The sequence below is a fragment of the Bradyrhizobium sp. 186 genome, from assembly GCF_023101685.1.
Lineage (GTDB): Bacteria > Pseudomonadota > Alphaproteobacteria > Rhizobiales > Xanthobacteraceae > Bradyrhizobium.
This window is the reverse complement of sequence record NZ_CP082164.1, coordinates 1,292,806-1,308,399: the sequence shown is the minus strand read 5'-3', so window position 1 is coordinate 1,308,399 and position 15,594 is coordinate 1,292,806. Positions and strand designations below refer to the sequence as shown.

14 protein-coding genes and 4 pseudogenes are annotated in these 15,594 nt (G+C 58.9%); 6 read left to right on the top strand and 12 right to left on the bottom strand.

Translation table 11 applies throughout. The features are described from left to right. Positions 1 to 106: 106 nt before the first annotated feature. Positions 107 to 886 carry a Crp/Fnr family transcriptional regulator gene (locus IVB18_RS05980; RefSeq protein ID WP_247988314.1) on the top strand — a complete coding sequence of 260 codons (780 nt, stop codon included), beginning with the start codon at positions 107 to 109 and terminating at the stop codon, positions 884 to 886. A 641-nt stretch (positions 887 to 1,527) separates the two neighbouring features. Here the strand turns inward: IVB18_RS05980 and IVB18_RS05975 are convergent. From IVB18_RS05975 to IVB18_RS05960, 4 genes and pseudogenes are all read right to left on the bottom strand, one after another. After that, a pseudogene (locus tag IVB18_RS05975) lies at positions 1,528 to 1,811 on the bottom strand (DUF3147 family protein); the annotation flags it as partial. Positions 1,812 to 1,815: 4 nt separating this feature from the next. After that, positions 1,816 to 2,093, bottom strand: a pseudogene (locus IVB18_RS05970) (DUF3147 family protein); the annotation flags it as partial. Continuing rightward, positions 2,090 to 2,695, bottom strand: coding sequence for a cupin domain-containing protein (locus tag IVB18_RS05965; RefSeq protein WP_247988313.1), 606 nt, complete (start codon positions 2,693 to 2,695; stop codon positions 2,090 to 2,092). The gene IVB18_RS05965 and the pseudogene IVB18_RS05970, both read right to left, overlap by 4 nt. Next, entirely contained in the window at positions 2,682 to 3,299 is a 618-nt protein-coding gene (locus IVB18_RS05960; RefSeq protein WP_247988312.1) for a phosphatase PAP2 family protein, read from the bottom strand. Before IVB18_RS05960 ends, IVB18_RS05965 begins: the two co-directional genes overlap by 14 nt. 178 nt (positions 3,300 to 3,477) lie before the next feature. Between IVB18_RS05960 and IVB18_RS05955 the strand changes: the two genes are divergently transcribed. Both IVB18_RS05955 and IVB18_RS05950 read left to right on the top strand, forming a co-directional pair. Further along, positions 3,478 to 4,740 (top strand): DUF892 family protein, encoded by a 1,263-nt coding sequence (locus tag IVB18_RS05955; protein WP_247988311.1) that lies wholly within the window; start codon positions 3,478 to 3,480, stop codon positions 4,738 to 4,740. A 463-nt stretch (positions 4,741 to 5,203) separates the two neighbouring features. Next, entirely contained in the window at positions 5,204 to 5,458 is a 255-nt protein-coding gene (locus tag IVB18_RS05950; RefSeq protein WP_247988310.1) for a hypothetical protein, read from the top strand. Positions 5,459 to 5,516: 58 nt separating this feature from the next. Here IVB18_RS05950 and IVB18_RS51455 read toward each other — a convergent pair whose 3' ends face one another. The 3 genes from IVB18_RS51455 to IVB18_RS05940 all read right to left on the bottom strand — a co-directional run bounded on the left by IVB18_RS51455 (position 5,517) and on the right by IVB18_RS05940 (position 6,801). Then, a complete protein-coding gene (locus IVB18_RS51455) occupies positions 5,517 to 5,933 on the bottom strand; it encodes an FAD-dependent oxidoreductase (protein WP_253076232.1) in 417 nt (138 codons plus the stop codon). A gap of 11 nt (positions 5,934 to 5,944) precedes the next feature. Then, entirely contained in the window at positions 5,945 to 6,421 is a 477-nt protein-coding gene (locus IVB18_RS51450; RefSeq protein ID WP_253076231.1) for an NAD(P)/FAD-dependent oxidoreductase, read from the bottom strand. Positions 6,422 to 6,579: 158 nt separating this feature from the next. Next, complete coding sequence (locus tag IVB18_RS05940) at positions 6,580 to 6,801, bottom strand: hypothetical protein (RefSeq protein ID WP_247988309.1); 222 nt, start codon at positions 6,799 to 6,801, stop codon at positions 6,580 to 6,582. 188 nt (positions 6,802 to 6,989) lie between these two features. Here IVB18_RS05940 and IVB18_RS05935 point away from each other — a divergent pair, with 188 nt between their 5' ends. Further along, positions 6,990 to 7,865: a Crp/Fnr family transcriptional regulator gene (locus IVB18_RS05935; protein ID WP_346732611.1), complete on the top strand. Its 876-nt coding sequence runs from the start codon at positions 6,990 to 6,992 to the stop codon at positions 7,863 to 7,865. On the opposite strand, the gene IVB18_RS05930 is transcribed toward IVB18_RS05935, so the two are convergent. Next, a complete protein-coding gene (locus tag IVB18_RS05930) occupies positions 7,802 to 8,152 on the bottom strand; it encodes a molybdopterin dinucleotide binding domain-containing protein (RefSeq protein ID WP_346732610.1) in 351 nt (116 codons plus the stop codon). The two genes, IVB18_RS05935 and IVB18_RS05930, sit on opposite strands and share 64 nt — an antisense overlap. 477 nt (positions 8,153 to 8,629) lie before the next feature. After that, entirely contained in the window at positions 8,630 to 8,893 is a 264-nt protein-coding gene (locus IVB18_RS05925) for a hypothetical protein (protein WP_247988308.1), read from the bottom strand. Between the two features lie 178 nt (positions 8,894 to 9,071). On the opposite strand from IVB18_RS05925, the gene IVB18_RS05920 reads away from it, so the two are divergent. Next, positions 9,072 to 9,263, top strand: a complete 192-nt coding sequence (locus tag IVB18_RS05920; protein WP_247988307.1) for a CsbD family protein — start codon at positions 9,072 to 9,074, stop codon at positions 9,261 to 9,263. Positions 9,264 to 10,018: 755 nt separating this feature from the next. Here the strand turns inward: IVB18_RS05920 and IVB18_RS05915 are convergent. From IVB18_RS05915 to IVB18_RS05905, 3 genes and pseudogenes are all read right to left on the bottom strand, one after another. Beyond that, positions 10,019 to 10,369: pseudogene (locus tag IVB18_RS05915) on the bottom strand (integrase core domain-containing protein); the annotation flags it as partial. 399 nt (positions 10,370 to 10,768) lie between these two features. Then, positions 10,769 to 12,232, bottom strand: a complete 1,464-nt coding sequence (locus IVB18_RS05910) for a PAS domain S-box protein (protein ID WP_247988306.1) — start codon at positions 12,230 to 12,232, stop codon at positions 10,769 to 10,771. A gap of 616 nt (positions 12,233 to 12,848) precedes the next feature. Continuing rightward, positions 12,849 to 13,151 (bottom strand): annotated as a pseudogene (locus IVB18_RS05905) (transposase); the annotation flags it as partial. A 1,177-nt stretch (positions 13,152 to 14,328) separates the two neighbouring features. Here IVB18_RS05905 and IVB18_RS05900 point away from each other — a divergent pair. Then, positions 14,329 to 14,526 carry a hypothetical protein gene (locus IVB18_RS05900; protein WP_247988305.1) on the top strand — a complete coding sequence of 66 codons (198 nt, stop codon included), beginning with the start codon at positions 14,329 to 14,331 and terminating at the stop codon, positions 14,524 to 14,526. Positions 14,527 to 15,594: the final 1,068 nt, after the last annotated feature.

Here is a 15,594-nt window from a genome sequence, read left to right as displayed (position 1 = left end):
CCCTTTAGCGCGCGTTAATATGCCATCACTGGCCAAGGCATTGTCCGTAGGCGTCGGTGGCTGAGAGACCATTGGGCTCCCGCCTGCATCGCACGGGAAGCATCCAATGCCGCATCAGAAGCTAATAGCGCGCCTACGCGCGGTGGTCGGTCTATCTGAACAAGATCAGGTTAGGCTCAGGCGCATGCCATATAAGGTGAGATCCCTGGGCCGTGGCGAATACGTGGTGCGCGAGGGAGAGAAGCTTAGCAGCTGCATCGTTGTGATGAGCGGCTTTCTAGCTCGGCAAAGAGTAGTGAATGCTCGAAATCAGATCTCGTCGTTTTACCTGGCGGGGGACATGCCCGACTTGCCTTCCCTGCATTTGCCGGTGGCGGATTGCGACCTTTGCAGCGTGGGCTCTTCGACGATAGCGTCTGTGCCCCATTCATCTCTTAGAGAGATGATGAAGGAGTCTTGCGGGCTTACGCACGCTTTTTGGCGCGAGACGCTGATACACGCTGCCATCTATCGCGAGTGGGTTCAGAATCTTGGATCGCGCCATGCCTTGGGTAGGGTCGCGCATCTTCTTTGCGAGCTTGCCACCCGCATGGAATTCGTTGGGCTGGTAGACAACCTCAGCTTCCGACTTCCGCTCACGCAGCAAGATGTTGCCGATGCATGTGGGCTTTCAATAGTTCACGTGAACAGGACGATCCAGGAACTCAGGCGTGAGGGTCTCATTGAATGGCAGAACCAAAACCTGACTCTGCTCCGCCCACAGGAACTTCAAGATGTAGCCGAGTTCAGCCCTGAATATCTTCATGAGCTGAACCCGTGCGGAGGATCAAAGCTCGGCAAAGCTGGCTTGGGCTTTTTTGGAACGTCTCCACCGGGACTGATTTAGGCCGGCATGGCTCGATACCATTTCGACTACCATGAAGCGGAGCTCATTACCGTCGACCAAACCGGCGAGGAATTCGAGAGCATTGCTGCCGCTCGAGCCCAAGGGGTCAGCGCCCGAATGTCTTACCTGGGTGCTCCTAGTTGGCTCTCCAACCTGAGTGTCACACGTCCATGTTCCTATTTTCCCGGTTCTGTTTGACGCATTGATGTCCGCTTTGGATCGATTGTGTTGAAAAAGTCTAAAATGCCCTCTCAGCAAAATTCCCCGAAGAAACGGCTGATCTTTGACTTCGCCGGGCGATGCCCACTTACAGCACGTAGGAAGGTCGCTGGATGAAGCGGCTCAAGTCTGAGTGATCCCCCACGTCCCAAAACGCCAAGCGCACCAGCGGCTCTTAGAAAATTGGTCCGATCACCGGAGAGGAGTTTTTCAACAGAATCGATCAACAGCAGACTCTCGACCTCGACCTGACCGATATCCGCTCAGCCCTCGGAAGCCCACCCGCAAGGGTTTTCCACATGCACGTGCGACCCGCGAGGGATTTTTGCGAGAGCTACTTTGCCGCTTGGGTGGCGCCATGCCCCCTACCCGACGCCACACGCTTGGGCACCCTGCCGACGGCCGCGCGGTAACACGCTGGGCGATCCCCAAGCGGCGCCGGCGGAGTCGAGCGCAGCAGCCATTTTTCCGCGGCGCTCGCCTGACAGGCCTGCCTCCCGTTTCCGTCGGATCTCGTGCTTTTCGATCAGCGAAGCGCTGGCGCAAAAGATGGCGGGCAGCGCCAGAAAGAGGCCGCCGACGGCCGCTCCGTAACGGCTGCTGATCAGGCCAGTGAAGACGGTCGCTCCGCCGCCGAGCGCGAAACGGATGAGATATTCATACCAGCGGCCTTGAGCGAGGACGGCGAGACGCGGATTGGCGTCATGACTGGTGGCGGGCAAGGCCCGCAGCCGTGCGCGGACGAGCAGATGACAGACGATGACGCTGTAGAGGGCGAGCGCGACGGCGCCGGCCATCATCCACCCGCCCTGGATGGCGGCATAACCGGCGCCGTGCTGATAGATTGCGATTCCGAGGGTGGCGAGCGCGACGGAAGGGGCGGCTCCGAACAGGCCGGCGAAGCTCTTCGGCTTCAGGACGTCTCCGAGCATCGCAAGACCGACACCACGGCGCCTCCGATAAGAAAGCGGACGACGTACTCGCTCATTTGGCCTTCTTCCAGAGCTTCAAGGCCGGTCCACCGGACCCATAGACCGGATCCTTGCGCGGCACCGGCACCTTCGGAATTGTCTTCAACGCCCGCGGCCGATCTTCCACCGTGGTGCATTCGTCGTAGGTGCCGGCCGGCGGGTAGGCGCCGACGACCAGAAAGTCGTTGTCCGCCGAGAGGCACTGATGGCCCGTGCCGGCAGGCAGAACCACGATGTCCCCGGCCTTGAGCGTGAAGATCCTGCCCTTCTTCCCGCCGAAGCGGACGCGCCCTTTGCCACGGGCGACGCCGAGCACCTCATGGATCCGCGAGTGGTAGTGCACGTAGTCGTAGATGCCGTCGCGCCAGGTGTCGCCCCAGCCGTTCGCTTCGAAGAGATCCTCGATCACCGCCGCCGGATCGTGCCCCTCGTCGAGATCAACGGCGCCCCGATAGATGAGCAGCGGCCATCGCGGATGATTGGGAACGAGACCGTCGTCCTTGGAGCGAACCGTGTGAGGCTTGCGCAACCGGGCGAGATCCGAGGCTTTGCCCTTACCTGGTCGCCGGAGGCCGGTGGCGCGCTCCGCATACCCTTTCACGTCCTCAAGTGTCGGCATGATCGATCTCCTTTGAACAGGCGATGGGATAACCCGTCCATAGCCTCAGCAGGCGTTCGAGCACTGCTCCGAGCGCGAAACCCGCGACGACGTCGTTCGCCCAGTGCGCCAGAACCACGATGCGCGTCAGCGAGATTCCTACCGCGAGCGCGCGGACCGTCCGTCGCGGCCCAGGCGGCAAGGCGCCCGCTGCTGACGCCAAAGCGCCCATGTGCAGCGCATGTCCGGAGGGAAAGGCATCCTGGCGCTTTCCGGAGAACGAGACGTCGTGGATGTGCCCGACCACCGTCCTGCGGTCCGGGCGGGTCTGATTGAACAGCGACTTCAGCACGTGCGGCAGCAGGGACGCTGCGGCCGTCACCAGCAGCGCGTGGTTGCCCGCCCGCTGCAACGGTTCGCTGCGGCCGCGAGAGAAAACCCAGCCGGCCGTGGCCAGAACCAAAAGGATTTTTTCATCGGCGCCCCAGGTCAGGGCGCGTGCCACTTCCTCCGGAGCTGGAGCCGTGTGGCGCGCGATTCCGCGGGCGATGGCGACGTCCGCTTCGGTCGGCCGGACGGAGATCGGAAAGTTGCGACGATTGAGGCGATGAGTTGCGGTGAACATGGCTCCCTGGGATCCGGTAAAGGGCGGGTACCTTTTTCAACGCGCGGACAGCCTCAAAGTTCTTATGCGGCTCCCGATGCAGGCGCGCTCTCGAAGCGTCGAATCCTATACCGCCGTAGGAACAAACCTCTCCGCGTCTGGTTCGCAATCGATCCCCCGCTCGCATTCGAGGTCTCCCATGTATCACCACGTCAAGAAGCTGATGTTCACCGTCCGCGTCGACGAGCCGGAGCCCCGTTTCGGCAATATGCTTCTCGAACAGTTTGGAGGCGCCAACGGCGAACTCGCCGCCGCGATGCAGTATTCGATACAGGGCCTGAATTGTGAGGATCCGGATCGCAAGGATCTGCTGATGGACATCGGCACCGAAGAATTGAGCCATCTGGAGATTGTGGGCACCCTCGCCCGTATGCACCTCAAGCCGATGAAGTTCGACCGCGAGGCCGCCGAAGCCGATCCGCTGATCGCGATCGCCGGCGGCGGCGGAGTGAACCTGTTCAACTCGCAGGGCAATGCCTGGACCGCCGACTATCTGAAGATCACCGGAGAACTCGACGTCGACCTGCGCAGCAACATCGCCGCCGAGGCAAGGGCCAAGATCGTCTATGAACAGCTGATCAATTTCTGCGACGACGCCGGCACCAAGGACGCTTTGCAGTTCCTGATGACCCGCGAAATCACGCATATGAAAGCCTTCTCGCTGGCGCTTGAGAGCATGGGCAAGCCTGCTTTCAGCATCGGCCGGATCGCCCCGACACCCGGACTAGTCAATCAGTTCTTCAACGATTCCACGGGCAGCGGCGACTATGGCGAGATCGACACGCGCGGGCCGTGGAACGAAGGCAGCGACTTGGTCTTCACGGAATCCCCGGCCATCCAGGCGGGAGAACCCGGCCCGGGAACCGCGATCGTGACGGAAAGCTCGCCGCCCACGGACGAGGCCGGCCTTGGCGAGCTGTTGCTCGACGAGCTTCGCGACATCCTTCATGCCGAGAAGCAACTGACGAAAGCCTTGCCGAAGATGGCGGAGGCCGCCCGCTTCGATCAGTTGCGCGAACTGTTCGAGCAGCATCTGGTGGAGACGGAAAACCAGATCGAGCGCATAAACGAATGTTTCGAGCTACTCGGCAAATCCGCCCGCGCCAAGCCGTGCAAGGGCATGATGGGCCTGGTCGAGGAAGGGCAAGAAATCATGTCCGAAGGCGAAAAGAAGGAAGATGCCGCCGCCGATCTGGCGCTGATCGGTGCCGCTCAGCGGGTCGAGCATTACGAGATTGCCGGGTACACCACCTCGCGCAATCTCGCCCAGCAGCTTCGTCATAGTGCCATCGTCGCGCTGCTCTCGAAGTCGCTGGCCGAAGAGGAGAATGCCGACCAGTTGTTGAACCAGGTGGCGCGTTCCCTGATGTCGGTCGCAAAGATGCCGGCTGCAATCGAATAGGCTGAATGAGCCACCGCAGTGCAGGAATGAAATCAAGACCGGCCTCGACGACTGGCAACGTCCAGCCGTCGAACGCTGGACATGGTTTGACGATCTGGCCTGAGTTCGCTCATGAGCTGATACAGCGACTATCGTGTCCCATTTTGAAAGGAGATCCCGGCCGCGACCCTCAACCTTGTCCGATAGGACGGCCGTCCCCTGTTTCCTTGGGGAGGAATATCTCGACGAGGTGTGATTGTGAGCGGACCAATTCGTTCGGCGGAGCGATTAGCTTCGTGCGGGCCCGGGCCAAGGTCTGTGGCGAAACAGCGGCGAGACCCCGCGCGACCCGATCGCGGTCATCGAGGTCATAACCGAACGGCGAGCTTACTGGAACGACGCGCGCAAGCCCTCGAACAGGAATTGTCCCAGGACGAAATGGTCATACGAGCCCATAACATCGTACGGCTGTGAAAGCGGGCAGATGGACGAACTTGCGATCTTGAGAGCATTCGCAGCCGCCACGACGGTCGTCGCGGCTGCGCTCGTCGCCGCCAACTGGAATGCGCGCGTAACCGTCGCGGGCTTTGTGATTTTCACTGTCGCAGCCATCGCATGGATGGCCGACGGCTGGCTCGAACGCAAGACGTCGCTTGTCATTCAAAATGCCGTTCTGCTGCTGATCAACGCGCTTGGTGTGTGGCGCTGGCTTCCCAAGGCCGAGAAGGAAGCGCGGTAGCTCGGTCCCTCAACTACCCTTTTGGCACCGACGACCTCCTCAGACCCTTGAGGAACGGTCACTCGCAGAAGCCGTCGCGCCGGAGGAAGGCCTTGTTGATCGCCGCCGCAGCTTTAGCCCCCTCAGCAATGGCGACGGCAACGAGGAGAACGTCACGCGATACGTCGCCGGCTACATACACTCCGGGCACGCTGGTTTCCTCAGTTGCCGGATCCGTCACCACGCCGCCCTTTTCATCGCGTTTGCACCGGAGGCGCTGGGAGAGATCGGACGCCTGCTGGCAACCGGTCGAGAAGAACAGACCCTCGCGGTCGAGGTCCGTTCCGCTTTCAAACCTGATTTTTGAGAGCACGCCGTCCGTGCCTTCGAACGCGACGATGGGCTCGGTCCGCAGCGGGATTCCGTGTCGTTCTAGCCTACGCGCCGCAGGTCTGCTGACCTTGATGCCATCGCTGCAGGCCACGACATCCACCATCCAGTGCTTCATCATGAGGGCAAGGTCGGCGCCCTTGTCCCTTTGCCCAATGCAGCCACCGGTTTGCCGAAATATTCGAAGCCGTCGCAATAGAGGCAGTGATGGACCGAGACACCGTAAAGGGCCTCGATCCCGGAGATTTCAGGAAGTTCGTCCACGATACCGGTTGCTAGAAGAACCCTGGAAGCGAGGCCCGTGGTTCCGTCAGTGCAAGCAAATGCGAACCGGTCACCGGCGATCCGGACATCCTGGACCCGCGTCGAGCGGATCGAAACGGACTTATAGCGGGCGAGCTCATCGCGGGCTTCGTAGAGGAACACGGAGGGAGAGCGACCTTCCCGCCCGTGCAGGCCATGGATGGCACACGAGGCCCCGTTGCGCGGCTTTCCGTCATCGCAAAGAAGAACCTCGCGACGGCATCGTCCCAGCAACAGAGCAGCGCTTAGTCCGGCCGGTCCGCCGCCAACTATGATCACATCGATGTCCATCCCTTGCGTTTCCTTAGGGGGATGCCCCTGCCCCAACCATCAAGGCGGCCCGACAGTTCATTCACGCGCGGACACGACCACTCCTGACGGCCATTTCATTGAGGTGAAACGGACTTACGCACGATAGACGCGATGCTCGACGCAGCACGGAACTGGTGTCACTTATTCTCTCCCAGGTCCAAGACGGGGGGACGCAGACCGGGCGAGGTTAGCCAATCATTGATGCGAGCAGCAGTCTCCGCTTGACGCGCCCGCCGCAACAGCAATTCCCGTGCTGTTCCGGGCGGAAGCCTTTCGGCAGCCTCCCTGAAGCGCTCCGCCTCCTCGGCAAGACGCTCCTCAAAGGTTTTGGTGTGCTTGATCCGGCGACGCTTCTGCATTTGCGGTTCCATGGGTGGACGGAGCGTCGCTCCGCTTAAAGTCACCGATCGTGTGCGGGACGCGCGACACCACTCGGCGCACAACTCGACTCGAGGGTCGAAATTCTTGCCGCTGCAACTTGAGGACGGCAGTGGAGTTTTATCACCCGGGGGAAGCGTCACCGTATCTTTTGATACGAGGAAATGACATGGCCGAGGCTCACGCGATCCTTGAAAGCAAGCTTAGGCAGCACTCGCGGCTCTCCAACGACGATATCTCCGCCATTCGATCGCTCCCGTATCGGACCCGCGAGCTGACCGCGAACGAGGATCTGATTCGTCAAGGCGATCAGCCGGATGTGTCGGCACTGGTTCTGCGCGGGATGCTGGCGCGCTACCACCTGCTGCCGAACGGGGCGCGACAGTACATTTCATTTCATTTCGCTGGCGACCTCCCAGACGCACAGGCTCTCTTTCTGGATCAGATGGATCATTCGGTTTGCGCATTGGGAAATGCAACCGTCGCTTCTCTTCCCCATCGGACTCTGTGTCGAGTTTTCGAGCGACAACCAAAGTTGGCGTTTGCAATCTGGCGGGAAACGCTGATCGACGCCGCGATATTCAGAGAGGCGATAACGAATAACGGCTCGAGGGATCCGGCAACGCGAATGGCCCATCTGTTCGCTGAGGTGTTTTATCGTGCCGAAGCATCTCGCCTGACGAACGATGGCACGATGGATTTTCCGATAAGCCTCGTCCAGCTCGGAGAGACACTGGGAATGTCGATTGCTACCGTCAACCGGGCACTTGCGATCCTCCGATCGTCGTCTTCGATGGAATTCAACGGTGGCAAGCTCGAGGTTTTCGACGGGCGGCGATTGGCGGAGATCGGCCAATTCGATCCGTCCTATCTGCACCTCCGGGCCACGCAACGGTTAAACAAATCGCTCCTCCAGTTCATCGACACGGCGGGACCGCGGCGCGACATTGAGCCAACCGCTAAGTCGGACGACCACTTTCGCTACTGTCGCGTAATCCGCACTGGAATTGACTTCGCCGCCGGCGTCTTGCTTTTTTCCTCATAATGCCAGAGCGGCAGCAGCGGATTGCATTCCGGGTAATAGCCGGCGACACAGCCCTCGGGGATGTCGTAGCGGACGACCCGCAAGCCTTCGACCCGGCGATCGATGCCGTCGTCGACCGCGGTCGATAGCGTCACCAGGCACCCCTCCTCCAGTCCGAACTGGTCGATGTCGTTCGCGTGCATCATCACCACGTCCCGCGAGCCGAAGATGCCCCGGAAGCGATCATCGTAACTGTAGATGGTAGTGTTGAATTGGCCGTTGCTCCGCAGGGTCATGAGCTGGACCACGTCACGCGCTTCCGCCGATACGTCGATATCTGTGATCAGCGATTTCGGGACGATGAAGTTGGCCTTGCCGGTCTTGGTGTTCCACTTGCGGTGGCGGGCAGCGAGTTAGTCCTCATCGGTCTTCTTGTCCTCCTGCGCCATCGCGTTCGCCGCAAGGATCAAAACCACCGATATCGAAAGAGCCGCTTTCCTGTACGGTCTCCTTGGCGCCGGGCACGGGAACTCCTCAATCCTATCCGTGGCTGCAAAATTTGCCCGATCGGCCGGTCTAAGTCCACCATTTGACGAGAACGAGGGCGGTCGGATTATCGGGCTCGGCGCAAGACGATATGCCCCGCATGATGGCAGACAGATACACGTTACTCTAAGATGGTCGATCGCCGACGAGATAATCAGAGCACAGGAATTCGGAGGCAGCTTTGGTACGGAAGCTACGCCACCAAAAAAAGCCCCGTTGCACCGGGGCTTTTCTCATCGTCACTCTCGTTCTTTGACGATCGTCTTGCTGCGTGTACCGTCCTCATGCTCTTTTTTGATGACGGTTGTGCGATCGGCAGGCTCGTGCTCCTTGACCACTGTTTCACGTTCCTGAACACGGTCACGGTCGTAGTCGCGGCTTTGCCCGACGGTCACGCCAGCGCCAGCGCCGCCTGGGCCGACACCAACACCCACACCAACCTCGTCCGCGAGTGCAGGCGTGGCGAAGGCGCCCAATGCAGCTACCAGTAACGCGTATCTCATGACAGCTCTCCTCTTTCCGTTATGAACTGGAGCAATCCGATGATTTGCGCATAGTTCCCGGAATCGCTTGGGAACTTGAATTTGGAACGGCTACGACGTTTGGCAGCGCGACGCGTAGGCGGAACACCAAACCTTCAGGTGCGTTACTCGCCATCGTCGAAAATCGAAGGAGCGCGTTATGGACCGCGAGCATGTAAAGGGAGTCGCCGAAAAGGCAAAGGGCACGATCAAGAAGGGCGCAGGCAAGCTGAGTGGCGACAAGGATTTGCAAAGGGAAGGCAAGGCCGACAAGGCCAAGGGTGCCGTGCACAATGCCGCAGGTGACATCAAGGATGCTGCGAGGGACGCAGCAGACGCTGTGAAGAAGTAACTTCGATTAACGTTGGGCATCGAGTCGCCGCTCCTACGGGGCGGCATTTTTTTGCACTCGCTGCATGCCCAAGCATTCGCAACTCTTGTGGTTCGCTGCGCGCACGATCGCGTGGAATATGCCGGGCGAGGCTCCTATCGCTGCACTCCTCCGCCATTGCCACTTCAGCGCATTCGTCAACTCAGCTGACGGTAATCCTCCGGAATTGCCGCTCAGGCATTGTTGAGCTGGAGTTTGCGACCGGCGCTGAAGAGGAGACCGAGGTAGGCAGCCCAGCGCGATTTAAGTCTCACGCCAGCCGCATGGCTGAATTGCCACAGGCGCAAAGGTTCCGCTCGCCTGAACTTCCCATTTAGGCTGCCGCCCCAGAAAATGTTTCGCTTACCATTGCAGTCCCTTTGGAGTGGACTGCCGTGCGGTCAAAGTCTTCGTGGTGGACAGCAAGCCGGCGCCGTTGGAGCATGCGATAGAGCCAGTCGCATATGGTGCCCTAGCCTCGATCGTCTCCGCAGCAGTCTTGTTCTACGGTTTTTGGCTAATCGGTTGGCTCTGCGCTGCCTTTACACGCGACTAATTGGAGAGGCGGCTCCTGAGTCGAGGTGGGTCAAAGGCAGCGTATCAATCCACCATTTGTTGCCGCGCACCCTCTTGCGCTCGCCGGCTGCTTTGCACGAGCATCTGGCGGCTGGTCGAGATTCTGGGCGGAGGGGTAGCTAAGCGAAATGCCCGACAGAGAAGCACGCGCGGAGATGACGCTAGATGTGGAGCCTCAGGAGGTTGTCCTCGATTAGACCAAGTCTGCTGATGGGCGTTTGAGACTTTATCCCAGCGTGCGGCCGGTGCCAGTTGTATTGGTGTAGCCAAATCGGCAGTTCTTCGGCGCGCCGATCTGACGTGAGATAGGCTTGAGCGTAAGCCCATTCCCGGAGCGCGGTCTGGATGAAGCGTTCGGCCTTGCCATTCGTCTTGGGCGTATATGGCTTGGTTCGCTTGTGCTTGAGGTCGAGTTCCTGGCAGGCATCGCGGAAGTCGAAGGCTTTGTAGCAGCTGCCATTGTCGGTCATGACGCGGGTGACGGTGACGCCGAGGCTTTTATAGTAATCCACGTCCAGGCTTCGCAGGCGAGCCGATCGGCAGCCTTCCGGGCTTCTGCTGCACGCTCTGCCTTCACCCGAACGGACGCTCCATAAGAACTCGTGCAGGGCAGGTTGCGTTTGCCCCGCTTTCGACAACCGGCGCAGAAACGGCCTCAGCATCGGGGCAGCCACCCGTCAGATGCCTGAACTTCCGGCCCCGATCTGGCAGGGTCTTGGAGGCGGCGCTCCAGCGCCCGGCATATGTCCGCTGCGCGCGAGGCTGACCGACGGGTGCCTTCCACTGATGTTGAGATGATGTTGAGATTTGGTGCCAAGGAAAGGTCAGGATCACCACGGTCGCGCGAGATTGATTTTGCTAGGCGGTCCGGTGATTTCTTGTACAACTTGATTCATCAGAATGACTGAGCGCTAGGGATGCGTCACGACGCGGTCCTTTGGAAAAGAAAGGTCTATTGTCAGGCCCGCTGGGTTCCAATCCCACGCGATCACGCCCCCGAATTGGCTCTGCACCGTCGCACGGGCGAGTAGCGTACCAAAGCCCTCTACCTCTGCTTGACGATCGACCGGTGGTCCTCCGCGTTCCGTCCAGGTTACCGCCAATTGGTCAGTGTTTTCGGAGCACGCGATATTGATGGAGCCACTTTGGGTCGAAAGTGCCCCGTACTTTGCGGCATTGGTTGCAAACTCGTGCAATAGCAACGCAAAACCGGTCACCCCATCGCCCGCGATTGGAATGTCGGGTCCACTGATCGCGACACGCGCCCCGCCTTTGTCGGTGCTGCCGTCATAAGGCGATAGAATCGTCCTAATCAACGTATGAAGCAGCGTTGACTGTTGCGTTCGATGAGTGCCATCGGCTGTCAGCTTCAACGTCAGGTCGTTGGCTTTCGCGAGGGACACCAAGCGGTCGCGCACCACAGAAGCGAGTTCTTCCGCTGTTTTCGCCGATCGGGCACTCATCGTGACCACGCCGCCAGCGACAGCAAAGAGGTTCTTGATGCGATGGTCCATCTCTCGGAAGATTAGCTGCTGCTGCTCCTCTGCTCGCTTTCGAAATGAAATGTCACGGGCTATTTTCGAAGCGCCGACGATCTTGCCGTCCTTATCCCTGATCGGGGAGATCGTCAGCGAAATGTCGATAGTGCTGCCATCCTTGCGTTGACGAACGCTTTCGTAGTGCTCGACGCGCTCGCCGCGCCGGATCCGGGCAAGAATGGCCGGCTCCTCATCCTGACGATCGGGAGGGATTAGCATCGTGACCGACTTCCCAATCGCCTCTTCAGCACTATAGCCGAACAGCCGCTCCGCGCCTTGATTCCAGCTTTTGATGATGCTGTTGAGGTCTTTCGAAACGATCGCGTCGTCGGACGATTCGACGATCGCAGCGATGGCTCGATAGCGCACCTCGCTTTCTCGAAGCCGTTGTTCAGTCTCCCGGCGCTCGGTGATGTCCACCAGCATGTTGACTGCGCCAACCAAAGCACCTGAAGCATCGAATAGGGGAGTTGGATACGGAATGAACGGCACGCGCGTGCCGTCCGGCCGTTCGGCGACCGCTTCCATGCCCCGGATCGGACGCCGCTCTTTCAGAGCCAGCGCCATCGGACATTCGGCGTGCGGCAAGGGAGTGCCGTCCGGCCAATAGAGCTTCCATGATCCGCAAAACGCGGCGGTCCCGAGCGTCGGCCGGCAGCCCCACAATTGCGCCGCCGCTTCATTGTAGAAAGTAATTCGGCCGGCGGCGTCCGTCATGTAGAGCGCTGCCGGCAGTACCTGCAAGAGTTCGTCGGATTCCCACGCCCCTTGATGTACATTGGGCTTCTGCAGGGAAACCAGCAACGAATCAATGGCGTTTTGTTCGGCGTTACTCATCACACCCTCACGGCCGGAACACCTAAACTTGCGTAAGCTCGACCGCCGGCATCACGTTAGCGTAGCACCTTGCGGAACCGGCGCAATTTCATTTTTGGCTTCGCTGTCGACCCCAACGATCATCTCAACAGACAATAGGCTTTGCGGTGGAACGTTCCAAACGCAGGATCGTGGGAGATCCGCATGAACTCTAGTACCTCTGGCTCGACATCGTCGTTTGGAGGCGCGCTACCCCAAAATCATCATCGACAGGAGGTGTTTCAGCCCTTCATCCTCGTAATCCGTTTCAGACCACGAGTCCCATGCCTGCAACGTGCTCCTGTCGCCGCTACCGTCGGCGTCGTGTTCGCTTGAGCAATAACGCCAGCTGGAAAGCCAAACAGACTAGTCTGAGACCTTCGGAGCGCATAGGAGGGACTAAATGACTGCTATGGGTCCAGACTGTGTAAGAACGTTTTCCTCCCCCCAAAAACAGCACGCAACCGGGGACGATCCGCGTCGACACAACGGTCTGAGCATTTTTTGCTTGATCGAGTCCGGGGCCAACCCGGGCGCAAGCTCGGGCCACGCTGCGCGACCTGAACGGTCACACGATGCGCATAACAGCACGAACTCTTCACGCCTGGATTGCCGGCAGGAGCGGCTTGATCCCGACGATGTTCATTACGCGCGTGAGGTTGTAGGCGAGTACGTTCAGCGCCATTTCGGTCGCGACATTGGGCAACCGCTTCATTAGAACGTGTGTTGCACCCATCCGCATCTTCAGTGTGGCGAACGGATGCTCGACAGTTTCGCGGCGCACACGCATGGCTTGCGGGTTCTGATCGAGCCGCGTCTGCGCGGCCTCGACGACATGTTCGCGTTCCCAGCGTCTGATGCGGCGCTCGTTGGACGTTGTGCACTGATCCTTGAGCGGGCACAACGCCTCCACGAACACATCGACCGCGCGAATAGAATTGCCCTGGTCGACCCAATCATCGAGACATTCCGGCAACAGCGTCGTCTAGGCGACCGCTAGAATGAAGCGGGCTGCTGCTAAGAGCATGGCCTTGATCGAAGCGACCAATGATTACTTTCAGCAGGTAGTCGAGCAGGTCATGAGTCTTTACAGCCCAGTAAGAGTCTAACCGAACGCACGTCTCATCTATATCGCTTTCATGTCCAGAGGGAGCCGGAGCCAACACGGGCGGAGGGGTTGATTGTGGACACCTTCGAGAGCGCGGCTGGCGCAGACGTTGCCGATAGGATCGACAGCTTTCTTAAGGCTAAACCCCAAATAACCTCGTCGGTACGAGAGAAGGCTAACCGCAAACTGCTTTTCAGGCAGCCTTCCATACTGTTGGTCTATTTGCTGGCTCATGAAAAGCCCACCGCGACAAATCGAGTTGGCCTCTGACCGATGAGGAGCTAAGACCAATTTACGTCGACTTAGGGAAAGCTTTCGAGAATTATTGATGGTGTTACTTAGGAACTTCGCGTCAATTGTTTTTGCTGCGCTTACCAGCACACCCGCGTCCGCAAAGAACCTCGCGACCGAACGTACTATTGCACGCCTGAGGCAGTCGGCGGGATCAGCTATGATGAGCAGCTGAAAAAATGGCGCTCTGCAAACTTTCGACCGAGTCGGAACTTCGTGCTGAAATTCCAGTACATGTCGAGCAGGAAAGATCGGATATATTCCGGTGCCGACGAAAGCACCGTTCACGAATTCAAGGTGACCTTGACTGAAGCGGGCTCAAGCAAAAACACGCCATGTTCAAACACGCGAGACTATAAGCTTCCCGTGTCTGTCTGGGCCGACGGCTGGGCAGTCTGCAGTGCGGCTTTTACCGAGTATAGGTTTAATCCAACCAACAATAGGTACTTGGCGGCGTATCTGGTTGGCTACGTTGATGGTGCAGACAATAACGAAGATACGCCGTCAATCACTGTTGGAGTTTGCACGAAGATAAATTGATGGACCCGGGAGTTCTGTAGCCAAAATCGCCACAACCAAAGGTGTAGCTAAAATCGGCACAACTCTCTGAGCTTGCATGGCTATTTCTTATCTGCCAGATTGTCCTCGCGTCGATTCCGGCGCACATGGGAATGGGGCAATGCAAGGCATCACGGACATATTCAAGCTCGGGCAATACGTGACCACGTCAGATGGCTCAACTGCTTTTATCTTTGGCGAAGACAACGGCGCATACAAAATAGCGCTGTGCGACCGGGACGAAGAACGAACCGCTTCCGCTAGTGAGCTAACTCGCTGGGCGCCGCGCGGCAGAGAGAAGGAGCCTGTTTGGGTTTGAGCATCGACGGCCTCTGGGCAGTGCCGGCATCCAGCAGCGGCAGCGCCGAAACTGGAGGACGGCTGCCTCGTTGGGCGGCCTTTTTGCTTCAGATGCTCAACATGAGCGCGTGGCGAGGACCGCATCAGCAGAACCCTACGCCTTCAGTCGGCGCCGGCAAACGACCGTAGATTCCAACTTGATGCCAAGTTCAACTTTGGGCACCGCTCAGAAGCAAAAACGCCGCCCGCTTAAATGTATCGCGGGCGGCGGCTTTCCAGCCCCGGGAGGGTATGACGCAAAACCCCGGTGAGCATGAGTGTGCACAAGTTGTGCCAAGGTTTATGTCGCGTAGGGGGACACTCCGCCTGCTGACCTGAAACCATTGCTGGCTGCGCGCGGTAGGGCCGGGCGGCCCCGCTTTGGGGGCAAAATCAGGTTGTCCCAAAGAAAAGGAAAGAGGCCGCCAACTGGGGCGGCCTCTGGCTTACAGATTGAAACACAACATAGAGGCTAGAACCGTCGAAAAGACGCCTAGTCCTATGATGGTAATTTTCAAAACCAGGTCTGGCGCGGTCACGCTGCCCCCCTTTGGTTCGCAAATCACCGGAATCTTACGCCTTACTTCGGTGGCTGCAAGCCGCGAAAGGCCGGCCATTCGTCAATATGGATATCGGCTGCGCGGGCCTTTCTCAAAAGGTCTTCACGTTCCGCGCCCGGGGGCAACTGCTCTGCCTTTTCCCGTGCTCGTCTAGCTTCCTCGACGAGCCGTTCGCCTCGCGTCCTATCCTGTTTGAACCGGTGGCGTTTCATTTGAATGTCCTCCCGCACACCAAAACTCGCTCGGGGTTCCAAATGTTCAATCTAGGAACATTACATCAGACGTTCCTCTAGCGGAACACCCCTCGTTCGCAACATGTTCTCTGGGATCATATTCCTTGATCTATCCCAAACATCGCCCGGGACCGGAATTAGGACACTCCCAAATTCAGCTTAGGACACATGGGGTTAAATACGGACAGTACCGCGCCATGTAAGAACATATTGCGAACAAGAACAAAAATGGTACTTCGTTGGGATGCCCGCAGG